The sequence below is a fragment of the Sinorhizobium sp. genome (genome assembly GCF_059070375.1).
The window spans coordinates 1,447,498-1,463,595 of record NZ_JCACWC010000003.1 but is presented as its reverse complement, the minus strand read 5'-3'; the positions used below and the strand labels follow the sequence as shown (position 1 = coordinate 1,463,595).

28 protein-coding genes are annotated in these 16,098 nt (G+C 60.4%); 2 read left to right on the top strand and 26 right to left on the bottom strand.

The features are described from left to right. Positions 1-2: 2 nt before the first annotated feature. On the top strand, positions 3-944 hold the full coding sequence (gene msrP, locus AC5J09_RS19080; protein ID WP_494298220.1) for a protein-methionine-sulfoxide reductase catalytic subunit MsrP: 942 nt from the start codon (positions 3-5) through the stop codon (positions 942-944). A 2-nt stretch (positions 945-946) separates the two neighbouring features. Continuing rightward, on the top strand, positions 947-1,597 hold the full coding sequence (gene msrQ, locus AC5J09_RS19075) for a protein-methionine-sulfoxide reductase heme-binding subunit MsrQ (RefSeq protein WP_411923627.1): 651 nt from the start codon (positions 947-949) through the stop codon (positions 1,595-1,597). Positions 1,598-1,787: 190 nt separating this feature from the next. Here msrQ and rplQ read toward each other — a convergent pair whose 3' ends face one another. The 26 genes from rplQ to rplC form a co-directional block, all read right to left on the bottom strand. After that, entirely contained in the window at positions 1,788-2,213 is a 426-nt protein-coding gene (gene rplQ, locus AC5J09_RS19070) for a 50S ribosomal protein L17 (protein ID WP_003536492.1), read from the bottom strand. Between the two features lie 45 nt (positions 2,214-2,258). Then, positions 2,259-3,269: a DNA-directed RNA polymerase subunit alpha gene (locus AC5J09_RS19065; protein WP_003536494.1), complete on the bottom strand. Its 1,011-nt coding sequence runs from the start codon at positions 3,267-3,269 to the stop codon at positions 2,259-2,261. A gap of 103 nt (positions 3,270-3,372) precedes the next feature. Continuing rightward, positions 3,373-3,762, bottom strand: a complete 390-nt coding sequence (rpsK, locus tag AC5J09_RS19060) for a 30S ribosomal protein S11 (protein ID WP_003536496.1) — start codon at positions 3,760-3,762, stop codon at positions 3,373-3,375. Between the two features lie 230 nt (positions 3,763-3,992). Next, positions 3,993-4,361: a 30S ribosomal protein S13 gene (rpsM, locus tag AC5J09_RS19055; protein WP_003536498.1), complete on the bottom strand. Its 369-nt coding sequence runs from the start codon at positions 4,359-4,361 to the stop codon at positions 3,993-3,995. A 230-nt stretch (positions 4,362-4,591) separates the two neighbouring features. After that, positions 4,592-5,170, bottom strand: a complete 579-nt coding sequence (locus AC5J09_RS19050) for an adenylate kinase (protein ID WP_018099557.1) — start codon at positions 5,168-5,170, stop codon at positions 4,592-4,594. Next, the gene (gene secY / locus AC5J09_RS19045; RefSeq protein ID WP_018099556.1) at positions 5,167-6,507 is read right to left on the bottom strand and encodes a preprotein translocase subunit SecY; all 1,341 of its coding nucleotides are present in this window, start codon (positions 6,505-6,507) and stop codon (positions 5,167-5,169) included. The genes AC5J09_RS19050 and secY overlap by 4 nt, the downstream gene beginning before the upstream one ends. Before the next feature lie 235 nt (positions 6,508-6,742). Further along, positions 6,743-7,213: a 50S ribosomal protein L15 gene (gene rplO, locus AC5J09_RS19040; RefSeq protein ID WP_494298219.1), complete on the bottom strand. Its 471-nt coding sequence runs from the start codon at positions 7,211-7,213 to the stop codon at positions 6,743-6,745. Positions 7,214-7,226: 13 nt separating this feature from the next. Continuing rightward, a complete protein-coding gene (gene rpmD / locus AC5J09_RS19035; RefSeq protein WP_003536508.1) occupies positions 7,227-7,430 on the bottom strand; it encodes a 50S ribosomal protein L30 in 204 nt (67 codons plus the stop codon). Positions 7,431-7,442: 12 nt separating this feature from the next. Next, complete coding sequence (gene rpsE, locus AC5J09_RS19030) at positions 7,443-8,012, bottom strand: 30S ribosomal protein S5 (RefSeq protein WP_003536510.1); 570 nt, start codon at positions 8,010-8,012, stop codon at positions 7,443-7,445. 133 nt (positions 8,013-8,145) lie between these two features. Then, positions 8,146-8,508, bottom strand: a complete 363-nt coding sequence (rplR, locus tag AC5J09_RS19025; protein ID WP_003536512.1) for a 50S ribosomal protein L18 — start codon at positions 8,506-8,508, stop codon at positions 8,146-8,148. A 12-nt stretch (positions 8,509-8,520) separates the two neighbouring features. Continuing rightward, the gene (gene rplF, locus AC5J09_RS19020; RefSeq protein WP_003536514.1) at positions 8,521-9,054 is read right to left on the bottom strand and encodes a 50S ribosomal protein L6; all 534 of its coding nucleotides are present in this window, start codon (positions 9,052-9,054) and stop codon (positions 8,521-8,523) included. 40 nt (positions 9,055-9,094) lie between these two features. After that, positions 9,095-9,493, bottom strand: coding sequence for a 30S ribosomal protein S8 (gene rpsH / locus AC5J09_RS19015; protein ID WP_003536517.1), 399 nt, complete (start codon positions 9,491-9,493; stop codon positions 9,095-9,097). 12 nt (positions 9,494-9,505) lie between these two features. Then, positions 9,506-9,811, bottom strand: coding sequence for a 30S ribosomal protein S14 (rpsN, locus tag AC5J09_RS19010; RefSeq protein WP_003536519.1), 306 nt, complete (start codon positions 9,809-9,811; stop codon positions 9,506-9,508). Between the two features lie 34 nt (positions 9,812-9,845). Continuing rightward, positions 9,846-10,403, bottom strand: coding sequence for a 50S ribosomal protein L5 (rplE, locus tag AC5J09_RS19005; protein WP_003536522.1), 558 nt, complete (start codon positions 10,401-10,403; stop codon positions 9,846-9,848). Beyond that, on the bottom strand, positions 10,396-10,707 hold the full coding sequence (gene rplX / locus AC5J09_RS19000; RefSeq protein WP_003536524.1) for a 50S ribosomal protein L24: 312 nt from the start codon (positions 10,705-10,707) through the stop codon (positions 10,396-10,398). The genes rplE and rplX overlap by 8 nt, the downstream gene beginning before the upstream one ends. Positions 10,708-10,721: 14 nt before the next feature. After that, entirely contained in the window at positions 10,722-11,090 is a 369-nt protein-coding gene (rplN, locus tag AC5J09_RS18995; RefSeq protein ID WP_003536525.1) for a 50S ribosomal protein L14, read from the bottom strand. Between the two features lie 178 nt (positions 11,091-11,268). Further along, positions 11,269-11,505, bottom strand: a complete 237-nt coding sequence (rpsQ, locus tag AC5J09_RS18990; protein ID WP_003536527.1) for a 30S ribosomal protein S17 — start codon at positions 11,503-11,505, stop codon at positions 11,269-11,271. A 13-nt stretch (positions 11,506-11,518) separates the two neighbouring features. Further along, the gene (gene rpmC, locus AC5J09_RS18985; RefSeq protein ID WP_003536529.1) at positions 11,519-11,719 is read right to left on the bottom strand and encodes a 50S ribosomal protein L29; all 201 of its coding nucleotides are present in this window, start codon (positions 11,717-11,719) and stop codon (positions 11,519-11,521) included. Positions 11,720-11,731: 12 nt separating this feature from the next. Then, positions 11,732-12,145, bottom strand: a complete 414-nt coding sequence (gene rplP / locus AC5J09_RS18980) for a 50S ribosomal protein L16 (RefSeq protein ID WP_003536531.1) — start codon at positions 12,143-12,145, stop codon at positions 11,732-11,734. A 38-nt stretch (positions 12,146-12,183) separates the two neighbouring features. Then, complete coding sequence (gene rpsC, locus AC5J09_RS18975; RefSeq protein ID WP_018099553.1) at positions 12,184-12,897, bottom strand: 30S ribosomal protein S3; 714 nt, start codon at positions 12,895-12,897, stop codon at positions 12,184-12,186. Then, the gene (gene rplV / locus AC5J09_RS18970; protein WP_003536535.1) at positions 12,897-13,286 is read right to left on the bottom strand and encodes a 50S ribosomal protein L22; all 390 of its coding nucleotides are present in this window, start codon (positions 13,284-13,286) and stop codon (positions 12,897-12,899) included. Before rplV ends, rpsC begins: the two co-directional genes overlap by 1 nt. 2 nt (positions 13,287-13,288) lie before the next feature. Continuing rightward, entirely contained in the window at positions 13,289-13,567 is a 279-nt protein-coding gene (gene rpsS, locus AC5J09_RS18965; protein WP_002964358.1) for a 30S ribosomal protein S19, read from the bottom strand. A 15-nt stretch (positions 13,568-13,582) separates the two neighbouring features. After that, the gene (rplB, locus tag AC5J09_RS18960; protein WP_494298216.1) at positions 13,583-14,419 is read right to left on the bottom strand and encodes a 50S ribosomal protein L2; all 837 of its coding nucleotides are present in this window, start codon (positions 14,417-14,419) and stop codon (positions 13,583-13,585) included. A 43-nt stretch (positions 14,420-14,462) separates the two neighbouring features. Then, a complete protein-coding gene (locus AC5J09_RS18955; protein ID WP_003536621.1) occupies positions 14,463-14,756 on the bottom strand; it encodes a 50S ribosomal protein L23 in 294 nt (97 codons plus the stop codon). Beyond that, positions 14,753-15,373 carry a 50S ribosomal protein L4 gene (gene rplD / locus AC5J09_RS18950; protein WP_029964936.1) on the bottom strand — a complete coding sequence of 207 codons (621 nt, stop codon included), beginning with the start codon at positions 15,371-15,373 and terminating at the stop codon, positions 14,753-14,755. Before rplD ends, AC5J09_RS18955 begins: the two co-directional genes overlap by 4 nt. 12 nt (positions 15,374-15,385) lie before the next feature. Further along, positions 15,386-16,072 carry a 50S ribosomal protein L3 gene (gene rplC, locus AC5J09_RS18945; protein WP_010969195.1) on the bottom strand — a complete coding sequence of 229 codons (687 nt, stop codon included), beginning with the start codon at positions 16,070-16,072 and terminating at the stop codon, positions 15,386-15,388. Positions 16,073-16,098: the final 26 nt, after the last annotated feature.

Sequence of the window (16,098 nt, the reverse complement as noted above, 5' to 3'; positions counted from 1 at the left end):
CCATGCCCAGCTATCGCACGCCGAAGATTGCCGCTGCCGAAATCACCCCGGAGCGCTTCTTCCTGGATCGGCGGACCTTCATCGCCGCCGCGGCCGGAAGCCTGGCCCTCGCCGCGCCCAAGCCAAGCCGCGCTGCCGCACTCGACGCGTCCAAGAGCATATACAGGGTCGATGAGCCCGCCACGCCGGAAAAGGACGCCACCACCTACAACAACTTCTATGAATTCGGGACCGGCAAAGGCGATCCGGCTGCCAACTCCGCAAACTTCAAGCCGGCGCCCTGGACGGTGAAGGTCGACGGATTGGTCGGCAAGCCGCGGGAATTCGGCCTGGAGGAGCTCCTGGCCTTCCCTCTCGAAGAGAGAATTTACCGGATGCGCTGCGTCGAAGCGTGGTCGATGGTCATTCCCTGGGTCGGCTTTCCGTTGGCCGCGCTCCTCGACAGGGTCGAGCCGCTCGGAAGCGCGAAATATGTCGCCTTCGAGACCGTGGTCCGGCCGGAGGAAATGCCGGGCCAGTCCGGTTATTTCCAGCCCCTGGAATGGCCCTACCGGGAAGGCTTGAGGCTCGACGAAGCGCGCCACCCGCTGACGATCCTCTCCGTCGGGCTCTATGGCAAGACGCTGCCGAACCAGAACGGCGCACCGATCCGCCTGGTGGTGCCGTGGAAATACGGCTTCAAGGGAATCAAATCGATCGTGCGCATCTCTCTGACCGAGACGCCGCCGCCGTGCACCTGGAACCTCGCCGGGCCGACTGAATACGGCTTCTATGCCAATGTGAATCCAGCCGTCGATCATCCCCGCTGGAGCCAGGCGACCGAAAACCGTATCGGCGAAGGCGGCTTCTTCGGCGCCAATCGCCGCGATACGCTCCCCTTCAACGGCTACGCAGAAGAGGTTGCGAACCTCTACGCCGGCATGGACCTCAGGGTGAATTTCTGAGGATGCCGAGCTTTCCTGCCCTGCCGAAACGATTGCACGGCCCTTCGATCTGGGCGCTCTATACGCTCGGCCTCATACCGGCCGCCTGGGGGTTCTATCTTGGAGCCACCGGTCGGCTCCCCGGCAATGCGGTCAAGGAATTCGAGCACCTGCTCGGCATCTGGGCCCTCCGCTTCCTGATTGCCACGCTGACGATCACGCCGATTCGCGACCTCTTCGGCGTCAACTGGCTCAGATACCGCCGCGCCCTGGGCCTCCTCGCCTTTTACTATGTGATGATGCATTTCCTCACATATATGGTGCTGGACCAGACGCTCCTTCTCCCGGCCATTCTCGCCGACATCGCCCGCCGTCCCTTCATCACCATCGGCATGGCAGCCCTCGTGCTGCTCATCCCGCTGGCGGTTACATCGAACAACTGGTCGATAAGACGCCTCGGGCAACGATGGAACAAGCTTCACAGGCTCGTCTACGTGATTGCCGCGGCCGGCGCGCTGCATTTCGCCATGTCGGTCAAGGTCGTAGGCCCTGAGCAAATGCTTTATCTGTTCCTTGTGGCGGTGCTCGTCGCCTGGCGCGCCGTCAGAAAGCGGTTTCTGCGGTGGCGGCGCCAGGGCACCGCACCCGTACGGTCGCAAGCCCGAGCGGGATAAAGGCGCAACGTACAAGCCGGGAGAGCCGCACCGGCCAAAGCCCCGAAGACCTCTCCCGACCCTCATTTCTTCCTTTGCCTATCACAGGATTTGAGAGGCACAGGAATGAGGATCTACTGCTACTTTCAGTAAAACCAACAAAAAAAGCGGCCGGGGGCGGCCGCTTGAATGGTTTCGTCAACCGATCGGATCAGGCCGCTTCGGCTGCTTCGGCTTCGGCAGAAACGCGGGCGCGGTCCTTCGAACCCTTGGCGTCGACGTCGCGGTCAACGAATTCGATGACGGCGAGCGGGGCATTGTCGCCCTGGCGGAAGCCTGCCTTCATGATGCGCAGGTAGCCGCCGTTGCGGGTGGCGTAGCGCGAGGCAATCGCGTCGAACAGCTTCGAGACGACGGCAACGTCGCGGATCTGCGAGATCGCCTGGCGGCGGGCATGCAGATCGCCGCGCTTGCCGAGCGTGACGAGCTTTTCCACGATCGGACGGATTTCCTTGGCCTTGGGCAGGGTCGTGACGATCTGCTCGTGCTCGATCAGCGAAGCTGCCATGTTGGCAAACATCGCCTTGCGGTGGCTGGCGGTTCTATTCAGCTTGCGGCCGGCTTTACCGTGGCGCATGGCTATTCTCCTTTACTTGCAGGCATCCGCCCGCAGTCTAATAGGTTAGTACTGGTCTTCGTAACGCTTGGCGAGGTCTTCGATGTTCTCCGGCGGCCAGGACGGCACTTCCATGCCGAGATGCAGGCCCATGGAAGCGAGAACTTCCTTGATCTCGTTGAGCGACTTGCGACCAAAATTCGGCGTACGGAGCATTTCTGCTTCGGTCTTCTGAATGAGGTCGCCGATATAGACGATGTTGTCGTTCTTCAGGCAGTTGGCCGAACGGACGGAAAGCTCCAGTTCGTCGACCTTCTTGAGAAGCGCGGGGTTGAAGGCGAGTTCGGTGACTGCCTCTTCCTCGGTTTCCTTCTGCGGCTCGTCGAAGTTGACGAAGACCGACAGCTGGTCCTGAAGGATGCGGGCCGCGAAAGCGATCGCATCTTCGCCGGTGACGGAGCCATCGGTTTCGATGGACATCGTCAGCTTGTCGTAGTCGAGAACCTGGCCTTCACGGGTGTTTTCCACCTTGTAGGAGACCTTCTTGACCGGAGAGTACAGGCTGTCGACCGGAATGAGGCCGATCGGCGCATCTTCCGAGCGGTTGCGGTCAGCCGGTACGTAGCCCTTGCCGTTGTTGACGGTGAACTCCATGCGGATTTCCGCGCCCTCGTCGAGGGTGCAGATCACGTGGTTCGGGTTGAGGATCTCGATGTCGCCAACCGTCTGAATGTCACCGGCGGTCACGACGCCCGGACCCTGCTTGCGCACGACCATGCGCTTTGCGTCGTCGCCATCCATCTTGATGGCGATTTCCTTGATGTTGAGCACGATGTCGGTCACGTCTTCCCGGACGCCCGGGATAGAAGAGAACTCATGCAATACGCCGTCGATCTGAACCGCGGTTACGGCAGCACCGCGCAGCGACGACAATAGGACGCGACGAAGCGCGTTGCCGAGCGTCAGGCCAAAGCCGCGCTCAAGCGGCTCCGCGACCAACGTTGCCTTGGTGCGGCCGGAGGAGGCGAACTCCACCTTGTTCGGCTTGATCAATTCCTGCCAATTTTTCTGGATCATGTTTTCTGCCTTCCGTTCGTTGCCACCATCCAATCGTGACAACCGAGCCCCGAAGACCGGGAGGACACCGGAACGTCCTCACCGGAATGTTGAATACAGATGATCAGACGCGGCGCTTCTTGCGCGGACGGCAGCCATTGTGCGGGATCGGGGTCACGTCACGGATCGACGTGATCATGAAACCTGCAGCCTGGAGCGCGCGAAGAGCGGATTCGCGGCCGGAACCAGGACCGCAAACTTCCACTTCCAGCGACTTCATGCCGTGTTCCTGAGCCTTCTTGGCGCAATCTTCAGCGGCGATCTGCGCGGCGAACGGGGTCGACTTGCGCGAACCCTTGAAACCCTTCGCACCGGCGGACGACCAGGCAATAGCATTGCCCTGCGCGTCGGTAATGGTGATCATCGTGTTGTTGAACGACGAATTGACGTGTGCGACGCCAGACGTAATGTTCTTGCGCTCGCGACGGCGAACGCGGGTGGCTTCCTTGGCCATAGGATCCCTTTCTTAGATCTCTGCACCGCCGTAATTCCAGCGGCTCCACCGGGAAAAGGATTGGTCGTCCCCTGCCCTGCATCTTACAATTCGCGACAGCCGGCACACCGGCGTCGCGAGCATTCCGAGAAACCGGTAACGGCACTCGCATTGGTCGGACACTTGCCCTTCCCAAACTGCAAAAGGAGGCCGGCGCGTGCGCCAGCCTCCCGTTTTCCCTTTTCGGGAAATTACTTCTTCTTGCCGGCGATCGCCTTTGCCGGACCCTTGCGGGTGCGCGCATTGGTATGCGTGCGCTGACCGCGCACCGGCAGGCCGCGACGATGGCGCAGACCGCGATAGCAGCCGAGATCCATCAGACGCTTGATGTTCATCGAGGTCTCGCGACGCAGGTCACCCTCGACCTGATAGTCACGGTCGATCGTTTCACGGATCTGAAGGACCTCAGCGTCCGTCAACTGGTGAACGCGACGCTCGGCCGGAATGCCGACCTTCTCGATGATTTCCTGTGCGAATTTCGTGCCGATCCCGTGAATATACGTCAGCGCGATGACGACGCGCTTTGCGGTCGGGATGTTGACGCCAGCGATACGTGCCACGTCTATTCTCCTTGCGTTCCAGTTGCCTACAGGCAATAGGTGCTTCGTTACGCGACCTTAAGAGCCGCTCGTTGATTGAGGTTCGAGACACGTCAAAAACGACCGTACCCGGACTTCATTTCGTTGAAGACCGCGCCGATCGCTTCTCTTGTCGCGAGTTGACGCAGTCTTTGGAGGAATCGGCCGAAAAAGTCAACTCCCCGGCGCTTCCATTTTGGCAAGGGCAATGCCTATACCAGAATCTTCTCGATCTCGGCCGTAACCGTATCCACATCCGCCATGCCGTCCACGGTCTTCAACCGACCGGTTCGGGCGTAGTGTTCCGAAAGCGGAGCGGTCTTTTCCCGATATTCCTGCAGACGCCGCCGGAATGCTTCCGGATTGTCGTCCGAGCGTACGGTGCCGCCGGCCGCGACGGTTTCGGCTACGCGATTCTCCATGCGCCGCACAAGAGCTGCCTCATCGACTTTCAACTCGATGACTGCATCGAGCTTCAGGCCTTTTTCCTCAAGCATCCCGTCGAGCGCTACGGCCTGCGGGACCGTGCGCGGATAGCCGTCGAGAATGAAGCCCCTTGCGCAATCCGGCGAATCGATGCGGTCGGAGACGATCTCATTGACGATTTCGTCGGAGACGAGCTGGCCGGCATCCATCACGGCTTTCGCCCGCTTGCCGACCTCGGTCGCCTGAGCTACGGCCGCCCGAAGCATATCCCCCGTGGAAAGCTGCGGAATGCCGTATCTCTCCGTCAGAAGCTTGGCCTGAGTACCCTTGCCAGCGCCCGGCGGTCCCAAAAAAATTAACCTCATCGTCCCCTCTTTCCTCCGCGCAGCTTCGACTTCTTGATCAGCCCCTCATATTGCTGGGCAATGAGGTGACCCTGGATCTGTGCTACCGTATCGAGGGTCACACTGACAACAATCAAAAGCGACGTACCACCAAGGTAGAACGGCACCCCTGTCTGCGAGATGAGTATCTCAGGCAGGATGCAGACAAAGACCAGGTAGATCGCGCCGATGACGGTGATGCGCGTCAACACGTAATCGATGTATTCGGCCGTGCGTTCACCGGGGCGGATGCCCGGAACGAACCCGCCATGCTTCTTCAGATTGTCGGCCGTATCCTTCGGATTGAAGACGATGGCCGTGTAGAAGAAGGCGAAAAAGGCGATCATCGCACCGTAAAGGATCATATAGAGCGGCTGACCGTGAGCGAGCGCACCGACGATCGCCGTTGCCCAGTCGGGCATGGTCGCGGTGTTGGCAAAGCCGGCGAGCGTGGCGGGCAGCAGGAGAAGCGACGACGCGAAGATCGCCGGGATCACGCCCGAGGTGTTGAGCTTCAGCGGCAGGTGCGACGTGTCGCCCTGGAACATGCGGTTGCCGACCTGGCGCTTGGGATACTGGATCAGCAGGCGGCGCTGCGCGCGCTCGACGAAGACGATCAACGCGATCACGCCGACGACCATGACGATAATCGCAAGGATGAGAGGCGTCGACAGAGCACCGGTACGGCCGAGCTCAAGGGTTCCGGCAAGCGCCGAGGGCAGAGCGGCGACGATGCCGGCGAAGATGATCAGCGAAATACCGTTGCCGATGCCGCGGGAGGTGATCTGCTCACCGAGCCACATCAGGAACATCGTGCCGCCGAGCAGCGAAATAACGGTGGAAATCCGGAAGAACCAGCCCGGATCGTTGACGAGACCGCTGCCGCTTTCGAGACCGACGGCAATACCGTAGGCCTGCATCGCGCCCAACAGCACCGTGCCGTAGCGGGTGTACTGGTTGATGACCTTGCGGCCCTGCTCGCCCTCTTTCTTCAGCTGCTCGAGCGCCGGAACGACCGACGTCATGAGCTGCACGATGATCGATGCGGAAATGTAGGGCATGATGCCGAGGGCGAAGATCGCCATACGCTCGACCGCGCCGCCCGAGAACATGTTGAAGAGGCCGAGAATGCCCCCCGACTGCCCCTGAAATGCCTGCGCGAATGCGTCCGGGTTAAGGCCCGGCAACGGAATGTAGGTGCCAAGTCGATAGACCAGAAGCGCACCGAGAGTGAACCAAAGGCGCTTTTTCAGATCTTCCGCCTTGGCGAAAGTCGAAAAATTCAGGTTCGAGGCGAGCTGTTCCGCTGCAGAAGCCATGCAATTCTCCGCGTACCAAGTCTCGGAAACACGGGAAAACCCGGTCGTTCCGGATGGAATCAGTTTTCGTCGTGGAAAACCAGGCGCGAGGCGATTGTCGCTGCAATCGGATGCCTCACCGTGGTTTCCGTTATGTCCCGTCGCGGCAGCCGATTCGCTGCGCTTGGACGTGAGGCTCACATATGGGAGCAAAGCCGCCCGGCGTGAAGCACCCCGGGCGGTTCATCAGTCATATTTATTCAGCGGCTGCGGAGAGCAGCTTGACGGAGCCGCCAGCCTTTTCGATCTTCTCGACCGCAGGCTTGGAGGCGCCGGCAACTTCGAGCGAAACCTTCGCCTTCAGTTCGCCGTCGGCGAGAACGCGCACACCATCCTTGACGCGGCGGATAACGCCGGCGGCCTTGAGAGCGGCGGCATCGACGGTCTTGGAGGCGTCCAGCTTCTTGGCATCGACTGCGGCCTGAATCCGGCCGAGCGACACGACAGCGAACTCCGAAGCGAAGATGTTGTTGAAGCCGCGCTTCGGCAGGCGGCGGTAGATGGGCATCTGACCGCCTTCGAAGCCGTTGATCGCGACGCCCGAACGCGCCTTCTGACCCTTTACACCGCGACCGGCCGTCTTGCCGGAACCGGAGCCGATACCGCGGCCCAGACGCTTGCGGTTCTTGGTCGCGCCTTCGTTGTCCTTGATTTCATTCAGTTTCATATCTCGATCCCCCTCACTTCTCGTCGACGACGCGAACGAGGTGCTGGACGGCCCGGATCATGCCGCGAACGGCCGGAGTGTCTTCCAGCGTGCGTACCCGGTGCATCTTGTTGAGGCCCAGACCGACGAGCGTCTGACGCTGCACGGCCGGACGGCGAATGGGGCTACCGATCTGCTCGACGGTAACCGTCTTCTTGGCAACTTCCTTCTTAGCCATCTGTCAGCTCCCTTATTCTTCGGAAGCAACGCCGGCGGAAACGCGACGGGACTGGAGCGTGGCGTACTTCATGCCGCGCTGTGCCGCGATATCCTTCGGGTGCATCTGGTTCTTGAGCGCGTCGAAGGTAGCGCGAACCATGTTGTAGGGGTTCGACGAACCGGTCGACTTGGCTACGACGTCGTGAACGCCGAGCGTCTCGAAGACGGCGCGCATCGGGCCACCGGCGATGATACCGGTACCGGGCTTGGCCGAGCGCAGCAGCACCTTGCCGGCGCCATGACGGCCGTGCACGTCGTGGTGCAGAGTGCGGCCACCGCGCAGCGGTACGAAGATCAGGTCGCGCTTGGCGGCTTCCGTTGCCTTACGGATGGCTTCCGGCACTTCGCGTGCCTTGCCATGGCCGAAGCCGACGCGGCCCTTCTGGTCGCCTACGACGACGAGAGCGGCGAAACCGAAACGACGACCGCCCTTCACCACCTTGGCGACGCGGTTGATAGCGACGAGCTTATCGACAAATTCGCTGTCGCGCTCTTCGCGGTTCTGGCGATCTTCGCGAGAACCTCTTCTTTCTTGTGCCATTGTCCTCTTCCTTTTTCTTTTCCGGGTGCAATCGGCAGATTGACGAAAGCCGCCTCGCTTCCTTGGAAATCGAAGCGGCCGGGGATTTGCGAAGCCGGGTTACGCCCGGGCATTGCGGCCCGGGCGACGAACTTTAGAAGTTCAGGCCGCCTTCGCGAGCTGCCTCGGCCAGCGCCTTGATGCGGCCGTGGTAGATGAAGGCGCCACGATCAAAGACAACGTCCTTGATGCCCGCCTTGGAAGCACGTTCTGCCAGGAGCTTGCCGACAGCCGTAGCGGCTTCGGTATCGGCGCCGGTCTTCAGCGAAGACCGCAGATCCGTGTCGAGGGTCGATGCCGAGGCAATCGTCTTGCCGGCAACATCGTCAATGATCTGCGCATAGATGTTCTTCGACGAGCGATGAACCGACAGGCGCGGGCGGCCATTGGCAACCGCCTTGATTTGACGGCGCACGCGGCTGGCGCGACGCACAAGAGTATCTTTCCTGCTAGCCATTTCGCGTGATCCTTACTTCTTCTTGCCTTCTTTGCGGACGATCCGCTCTTCGGCATACTTGACGCCCTTGCCCTTGTAGGGCTCGGGGCCACGGTATTCGCGGATTTCCGCGGCAACCTGGCCGACCTGCTGCTTGTTGATTCCGGAGACGACGATTTCCGTCGGCTTCGGCACAGCGATCGTGATGCCTTCCGGCGTCTGGTAGACGACGTCGTGGCTGAAACCGAGCGCGAGCTGCAGGTTCTTGCCCTGCATGGACGCGCGGTAACCGACGCCGTTGATTTCGAGCTTGCGCTCGTAACCGTCCTTCACGCCCTTGAGGATGTTCTCGATCATCGTGCGGGACATGCCCCACTTTGCGCGAGCATCCTTGCTCTCGTTGAGCGGCTGAACGACAACCGTGTTGTTTTCGAGCTTCACCGAAACTTCGTCATTTGCGACGAAGAACAGTTCGCCCTTCGGGCCCTTTGCCGTTACCTTCTGGCCATCCACGTTAGCCGTGACGCCTGCCGGAACTTGAACGGGCTTCTTACCGATACGAGACATTTTTATACCTGTCTGTTCGCTATGGAGATCCTGCTCGATCTTAGAAGATCGAGCAAAGAACCTCGCCACCAACATTCTGTTCGCGTGCCTGGTGATCGGCCATCACGCCCTTCGGAGTCGAAAGGATGGTGATGCCGAGGCCGTTCGCGACCTGCGGAATGGACTTGACCGAGACATAGACCCGGCGGCCCGGCTTGGAGACGCGCGCGATCTCACGGATCACGGATGCGCCTTCGTAGTACTTCAACTCGATGTTCAGCTCGGCCTTGCCGTTGCCGAATTCGACCTCTGAGTATCCGCGGATGTAGCCTTCAGCCTGAAGGACATCCAGAACGCGTGCGCGAAGCTTGGAAGCCGGCGTCGAAACGCTCGACTTGCGGCGAGCAGCGCCGTTGCGGATACGGGTGAGCATATCGCCCAAAGGATCAGTCATTGCCATGTACCCGTCTCCTTACCAGCTCGACTTGACCACGCCCGGCACCTTGCCGAGATTGCCCAGTTCGCGAAGTGCAATACGCGACATGCGCAGCTTGCGATAATAGGCACGCGGACGACCGGTGACTTCGCAACGATTGCGGATGCGGGTCTTGGACCCATCGCGGGGCAGTTCGGCCAGCTTGAGGGTGGCCTTGAACCGCTCTTCGATCGGCAAAGACTGGTTCATGATGATTGCCTTCAGGACCGCGCGCTTGGCGGCGTGATTGGCAACCAGTTTGCGGCGGCGCTTGTTCTTTTCAACTGCGCTCGTTTTCGCCATAACAGTTATCCTTCTTTACGCTTGCCGTTACGGATTACTGACGGAACGGGAAGTTGAACTCTTTGAGAAGAGCGCGTGCTTCGTCGTCGTTAGTTGCCGTCGTGCAAACGATGATGTCCATGCCCCACATCTGATCAACCTTGTCGTAGTTGATCTCAGGGAACACAATGTGCTCCTTGATGCCCATGGCAAAGTTGCCACGACCATCGAAGGACTTCGGATTGAGGCCGCGGAAGTCTCGAACACGCGGAAGAGCGATGTTGATGAGACGATCCAGGAACTCATACATCCGAACGCCGCGCAGGGTAACCTTGGCACCAATCGGCATGCCTTCGCGAAGCTTGAAGCCGGCGATGGAGTTGCGAGCGCGGGTGATGACCGGCTTCTGGCCGGCAATCGCAGCGAGGTCGGCAGCAGCAACGGTCGGCTTCTTGGAATCGCCGGTCGCTTCGCCAACACCCATGTTGATGACGATCTTGTCGAGGCGCGGGATCTGCATTTCGTTGGCGTAGGAGAACTGCTCCTGCATCGCCTTGCGGATGCGCTCTACATATTCCTTCTTGAGCCGGGACTCATAAGCGGACTTAGCCATCGATCACATCTCCCGAACGCTTGGCCACGCGGACCTTTTTGTCACCATCGATCTTGAAACCGACGCGGGTCGGCTTGCCGTCCTTCGGATCGGCGATCGCGATGTTCGAAAGGTGGATCGAGGCTTCCTTTGTGATAATGCCGGCTTCCTGGTTCTGAGTCTGGCGCTGGTGACGCTTCACCACGTTGACGCCGCGCACGAGAGCCCTGTCTTCCTTCGGCATGACCTGAATGACTTCGCCGGTACGGCCCTTGTCCTTACCGGTCAGAACGACGACCTTGTCGCCTTTGCGAATCTTTTGCATCTCTGATCGCTCCCTTAGAGTACTTCCGGAGCCAGCGAGATGATCTTCATGTGGTTCTTGGCGCGGAGTTCGCGCGGAACCGGTCCGAAGATACGGGTGCCGATCGGCTCTTTCTTGTTGTCGATGAGAACGGCTGCGTTGGTGTCGAAACGGATGACGCTGCCATCCGCACGGCGGATGTCTTTCGCGGTGCGAACGACAACAGCCTTCATGACATCACCCTTCTTCACGCGGCCGCGCGGAATGGCTTCCTTGATCGAAACGACGATGATGTCGCCGATCGACGCGTATTTGCGCTTGGAGCCGCCCAGCACCTTGATGCACATGACACGACGTGCGCCGGAATTATCCGCCACGTCGAGGTTTGTTTGCATCTGAATCATGTCAGGTCGCCTTCTTGTTGTTACCAGGCCGGTTGGGTCGAAACCCCCTCGCCCGGCTTATTGTGCTCATCTCAAAGCAAAAGAACGCTCGAACTCGAGCGTTCCTCGGCTTTAATTGCGTGCTTCATACAGATATTTGCCCGAGACGCAAGGGTCCGGCGGTCAAAACCTGCAGAAATCAAGACTGGGCGGAAACGACCGTCCAGCGCTTGTCCTTGGAAATCGGCGCGCATTCCTCGATGGAAACGAGGTCGCCGACCTTGAACTGGTTGTTCTCGTCGTGAGCCTTGTACTTCTTGGAACGACGAACGGTCTTCTGAAGGATCGGGTGCGCAAAGCGGCGCTCGACCCGGACGACGACGGTCTTGTCGTTCTTGTCGCTGACGACGGTGCCCTGCAGAATGCGTTTCGGCATAGTGTTCTGGTCCTTAGGCCTTGGCTTCTGCCGCCTTCTGGCGGGCAATGGTTTTGATGCGTGCGATGTCCTTGCGGACCTCGTTGATACGCGAAGACTTCTCGAGCTGGCCAGTCGCCTTCTGGAAGCGCAGGTTGAACTGCTCCTTCTTCAGCTTGGCAAGCTCTTCCTTGAGTTGGTCGGCGCTCAGAGCGCGAACATCTGCGGCTTTCATGAGCTTCACTCCTTACTCTGCGATACGCTGCACGAAGCGCGTCTTGACAGAGAGCTTGGCAGCGCCGAGGCGAAGTGCTTCGCGGGCGAGCTCCTCGTTGACACCGTCGATCTCGAACATCATGCGGCCGGGCTTGACCTTGCATGCCCAGTATTCGACCGAACCCTTGCCCTTACCCATGCGGACTTCGGTCGGCTTTGCCGTGACCGGAACGTCGGGGAATACCCGGATCCAGACGCGGCCGGCGCGCTTCATATGACGGGTGATCGCACGGCGGGCCGCTTCGATCTCGCGAGCATTGACGCGGTTGGGCTCCTGGGCCTTCAGACCGAACTCGCCGAAGGCGAGGTCAGAGCCGCCCTTCGCGACGCCCTTGATGCGCCCCTTGAACTGCTTGCGATACTTCGTACGCTTTGGCTGCAACATTTTTTTACTTCTCCGATATTGGCTGCCACGCGCGAATGTTACGCGTTCTCGCGGCGACGCTCTCTGCCGCTACCGCCCTGGTTGTCACTCTCGGTCGCGCGACGCTCGGAAGCCATCGGATCATGCTCAAGGATTTCGCCCTTGAAGATCCAGACCTTGACACCGCAGATACCGAAAGCGGTTTCCGCTTCGGCCGTGCCGTAGTCGATGTCGGCGCGCAGCGTATGCAGCGGAACGCGGCCTTCACGATACCATTCGGTACGGGCGATTTCCGCACCGCCAAGACGGCCGGCGCAGGTGATCTTGATGCCTTCGGCGCCGAGGCGCATCGCCGACTGAACGGCACGCTTCATCGCACGACGGAACGCTACGCGGCGCTCGAGCTGCTGAGCGATCGACTGCGCAACGAGCGTTGCGTCGACTTCCGGCTTGCGCACTTCGACGATGTTGAGGTGCGTTTCCGAATTGGTCATCTCGGAAAGCTTCCTGCGAAGCTTTTCGATGTCGGCGCCCTTCTTGCCGATGATCAGGCCCGGGCGTGCCGAGTGGATCGTCACGCGGCACTTCTTGTGCGGACGCTCGATCACGACCTTGGCGATACCGGCCGACTTCAGCTCTTCCATCAGATAGGCGCGAATCTTCAGGTCTTCGTGAAGAAGCTGGCCGTATTCCGCGTTGTCCGCGAACCAACGGCTATCCCAGGTCCGGTTGATGCCGAGACGGAAACCGATCGGATTAATCTTCTGGCCCATTATGCGGCCTCCCCTTTGGCTTCCACTTCACGAACGACGATCGTCAAGTGCGCGAACGGCTTTTCGACCCGCGATGCACGGCCGCGACCACGGGCGTGGAAGCGCTTCATCACGATCGACTTGCCAACAAAAGCTTCTGCGACGATGAGCGAATCAACGTCGAGATCATGGTTGTTCTCTGCGTTGGCGATCGCAGATTCAAGCGTCTTCTTGACGGTGCCTGCGATGCGCTTGCGCGAGAACTCGAGTTCGGCCAGAGCCCGGTCCACCTTCTTGCCGCGGATCAGCGCGGCAACGAGGTTGAGCTTCTGGGGGCTGACGCGGATCGTGCGCGCAACTGCCTGCGCCTCATTATCCTTCAGCCGGCGTTCGGCTTTTGCCTTGCCCATCGTTACTTCCTCTTCGCTTTCTTGTCCGCGCCATGACCATAATAGGTCCGGGTCGGAGCGAATTCACCGAACTTGTGACCGACCATTTCTTCGGACACCGAGACGGGAACGTGCTTGTTGCCGTTGTAGACGCCGAAGGTCAGACCGACGAACTGCGGAAGGATCGTGGAGCGACGGCTCCACATCTTGATCACTTCGTTGCGGCCGCCTTCGCGGACCTTCTCAGCCTTCTTGAGAAGATAACCGTCAACAAACGGACCTTTCCATACTGAACGAGCCACTTGAGACTTCCTCTCTTACTTCTTGCGCTGGTGACGCGAGCGCATAATGAACTTGTCGGTCGACTTGTTGGAGCGCGTGCGCTTGCCCTTTGTGGGCTTGCCCCATGGCGTGACCGGATGGCGACCACCGGAGGTGCGGCCTTCACCGCCGCCGTGCGGATGATCAACCGGGTTCATGACGACGCCGCGTACGTGCGGACGCTTGCCGCGCCAACGCGAACGGCCGGCCTTACCATCATTGATGTTGCCGTGATCGGGGTTCGATACAGCACCGATCGATGCGAGGCAAGAGCCGTGCACCAGACGCTGCTCGCCCGAGTTCAGGCGCAGGATCGCCATGCCCTGGTCACGGCCGACGAGCTGAGCGTAGGTTCCGGCGGAGCGAGCGATCTGACCGCCCTTGCCCGGCTTCATCTCCACATTGTGGATGATGGAGCCGACCGGAATGTACTGCAGCGGCATCGCATTGCCGGGCTTGACGTCGACGGCCTTTTCCGAGGCAATCACCTTGTCGCCGACAGCCAGGCGCTGCGGCGCAAGGATATAGGCCTGCTCACCGTCCGCGTAGTTGACCAGCGCGATGAACGCCGTGCGGTTCGGGTCGTATTCCAGACGCTCGACCGTGCCTTCGACGTCGAACTTGCGACGCTTGAAGTCGACCAGACGGTAGGTCCGCTTGTGACCACCGCCCTGGAAACGAACGGTGATGCGGCCCAGGTTGTTGCGACCGCCCTTGGAGGACAGGCCCTCGGTCAGCGCCTTGACCGGCTTGCCCTTGTGGAGGCCGGCCCGGCTGACGATGACCAGTTGACGCTGGCTCGGCGTCGTCGGATTGAAACTTTTCAATGCCATTTTCTTGTTCCCTTTTGGGTTTTTACCCTAATGGGCCTATCCGTTAGAGACCGGTGGAAACGTCGATGGACTGACCGTCGGCGAGCGTTACGATCGCCTTCTTCACGTCCTTCTGCTTTCCGGCGAAGCCGCGGAAGCGCTTCAACTTGCCCTTGCGGACGAGCGTGTTCACGGCCGTGACCTTCACGCCGAACAGCGCTTCGACGGCAGCCTTGATCTCAGGCTTCGAAGCACCCTTGGCGACATTGAAGACGACCTGGTTCTGTTCGGAGACCAGCGTCGACTTTTCAGTGATCGAGGGAGACACGATCACGTCGTAGTGGCGAAGATCCGTCATTTGAACCGCTCCTCCAGAGCTTCCACAGCAGCCTTGGAAAGCACGAGCTTGCCACGGCGCAGAATGTCGTAAACGTTGATGCCCTGAACCGGCAGAACGTCCACATTCGGGATGTTCTGGGCGGCGAGCTTGAAGTTGCCTTCGATCTCGGCTCCGCCGATGATCAGGGCGTTGGTGAGGCCGAGCGAGGCGAATGCGCCGGCGAGCGCCTTCGTCTTTGCTTCGTTGGCGACGAGATCGTCGATGACGATGATGTCCTCGGCCTTCAGCTTGGCAGACAGCGCATGGCGCAGGCCCAGTGCGCGGATCTTCTTCGGAAGATCGTGCGCATGGCTGCGGACGACCGGCCCGTGAGCCTTGCCGCCGCCGCGGAACTGCGGAGCACGAGCCGAATGGTGGCGGGCGCGGCCCGTACCCTTCTGCTTGTACATCTTGGCGCCGGTGCGGGAGACTTCCGCACGGCCCTTGGCCTTGTGCGTACCCTGCTGGCGCTTTGCGAGCTGCCAGCGAACGACGCGGGCAATGATGTCTTCACGAGGCTCGAGACCGAAAATGGCGTCGGAAAGGGAAACCTTTCCCGCGTCCTTGCCCTCGAGGGTTTTGACGGTGAGATCCATTATTCGGCTCCCTTACTTCGATTCTGCGGCGCGCACTGCGGCAGGGCGCGGTGCGCCTTCCGGAGTGCCCGACTTGATGGCGTCACGGACGACGATCCAGGAACCCTTGGAGCCGGGAACTGCACCCTTGACCAGGATCAGACCGCGGTCTTCATCGGTCGATACGACTTCGAGGTTCTGCGTGGTGACGCGCGTCTGGCCCATGTGACCAGCCATGCGCTTGCCCTTCCAGACGCGGCCCGGATCCTGGTTGGAACCGGTCGAACCATGCGAACGGTGCGAGACGGACACGCCGTGCGTTGCACGCAGGCCGCCGAAGTTGTGGCGCTTGATCGCGCCGGCAAAACCCTTACCGATGGTGGTGCCGGTAACGTCCACGAGCTGCCCGGCGACGAAATGGCCCGCCGTAAGCTCGGCGCCAATGTCGATCAGGTTGTCGGCGCTCACGCGGAACTCGACGAGCTTTGCCTTCGGCTCAACGCTGGCAGCGGCAAAATGGCCGCGCATGGCCTTCGGCGTATTCTTGACCTTCGAACGGCCGGCACCCAGCTGAACTGCGGTATAACCGTTCTTCTCTTCCGTGCGGTGGGACACTACCTGGCAGTTCTCCAGCCGCAATACTGTTACCGGGATATGCTCGCCGGCGTCGTTGTAGACGCGGGTCATTCCCACCTTCTGTGCAATCACACCTGAACGCATCGGTTCACGCCTCTTGTTTAGGGTTC

Bases quoted from the DNA above. Each gene is read 5' to 3' on its own strand.
- msrP (WP_494298220.1), top strand. From the start codon at position 3: ATGCCCAGCTATCGCACGCCGAAGATTGCCGCTGCCGAAATCACCCCG.
- msrQ (WP_411923627.1), top strand. From the start codon at position 947: ATGCCGAGCTTTCCTGCCCTGCCGAAACGATTGCACGGCCCTTCGATC.
- rplQ (WP_003536492.1), bottom strand. From the start codon at position 2,213: ATGCGCCACGGTAAAGCCGGCCGCAAGCTGAATAGAACCGCCAGCCAC.
- AC5J09_RS19065 (WP_003536494.1), bottom strand. From the start codon at position 3,269: ATGATCCAGAAAAATTGGCAGGAATTGATCAAGCCGAACAAGGTGGAG.
- rpsK (WP_003536496.1), bottom strand. From the start codon at position 3,762: ATGGCCAAGGAAGCCACCCGCGTTCGCCGTCGCGAGCGCAAGAACATT.
- AC5J09_RS19050 (WP_018099557.1), bottom strand. From the start codon at position 5,170: ATGAGGTTAATTTTTTTGGGACCGCCGGGCGCTGGCAAGGGTACTCAG.
- secY (WP_018099556.1), bottom strand. From the start codon at position 6,507: ATGGCTTCTGCAGCGGAACAGCTCGCCTCGAACCTGAATTTTTCGACT.
- rplO (WP_494298219.1), bottom strand. From the start codon at position 7,213: ATGAAACTGAATGAAATCAAGGACAACGAAGGCGCGACCAAGAACCGC.
- rpmD (WP_003536508.1), bottom strand. From the start codon at position 7,430: ATGGCTAAGAAGGAAGTTGCCAAGAAGACGGTTACCGTCGAGCAGATC.
- rpsE (WP_003536510.1), bottom strand. From the start codon at position 8,012: ATGGCACAAGAAAGAAGAGGTTCTCGCGAAGATCGCCAGAACCGCGAA.
- rplR (WP_003536512.1), bottom strand. From the start codon at position 8,508: ATGGCTAGCAGGAAAGATACTCTTGTGCGTCGCGCCAGCCGCGTGCGC.
- rplF (WP_003536514.1), bottom strand. From the start codon at position 9,054: ATGTCTCGTATCGGTAAGAAGCCCGTTCAAGTTCCGGCAGGCGTCACG.
- rpsH (WP_003536517.1), bottom strand. From the start codon at position 9,493: ATGGCAATGACTGATCCTTTGGGCGATATGCTCACCCGTATCCGCAAC.
- rpsN (WP_003536519.1), bottom strand. From the start codon at position 9,811: ATGGCGAAAACGAGCGCAGTTGAAAAGAACAAGCGCCGCCGCAAACTG.
- rplE (WP_003536522.1), bottom strand. From the start codon at position 10,403: ATGGCTAAGTCCGCTTATGAGTCCCGGCTCAAGAAGGAATATGTAGAG.
- rplX (WP_003536524.1), bottom strand. From the start codon at position 10,707: ATGCAAAAGATTCGCAAAGGCGACAAGGTCGTCGTTCTGACCGGTAAG.
- rplN (WP_003536525.1), bottom strand. From the start codon at position 11,090: ATGATTCAGATGCAAACAAACCTCGACGTGGCGGATAATTCCGGCGCA.
- rpsQ (WP_003536527.1), bottom strand. From the start codon at position 11,505: ATGCCGAAACGCATTCTGCAGGGCACCGTCGTCAGCGACAAGAACGAC.
- rpmC (WP_003536529.1), bottom strand. From the start codon at position 11,719: ATGAAAGCCGCAGATGTTCGCGCTCTGAGCGCCGACCAACTCAAGGAA.
- rplP (WP_003536531.1), bottom strand. From the start codon at position 12,145: ATGTTGCAGCCAAAGCGTACGAAGTATCGCAAGCAGTTCAAGGGGCGC.
- rpsC (WP_018099553.1), bottom strand. From the start codon at position 12,897: ATGGGCCAGAAGATTAATCCGATCGGTTTCCGTCTCGGCATCAACCGG.
- rplV (WP_003536535.1), bottom strand. From the start codon at position 13,286: ATGGGCAAGGCAAAAGCCGAACGCCGGCTGAAGGATAATGAGGCGCAG.
- rplB (WP_494298216.1), bottom strand. From the start codon at position 14,419: ATGGCATTGAAAAGTTTCAATCCGACGACGCCGAGCCAGCGTCAACTG.
- AC5J09_RS18955 (WP_003536621.1), bottom strand. From the start codon at position 14,756: ATGACGGATCTTCGCCACTACGACGTGATCGTGTCTCCCTCGATCACT.
- rplD (WP_029964936.1), bottom strand. From the start codon at position 15,373: ATGGATCTCACCGTCAAAACCCTCGAGGGCAAGGACGCGGGAAAGGTT.
- rplC (WP_010969195.1), bottom strand. From the start codon at position 16,072: ATGCGTTCAGGTGTGATTGCACAGAAGGTGGGAATGACCCGCGTCTAC.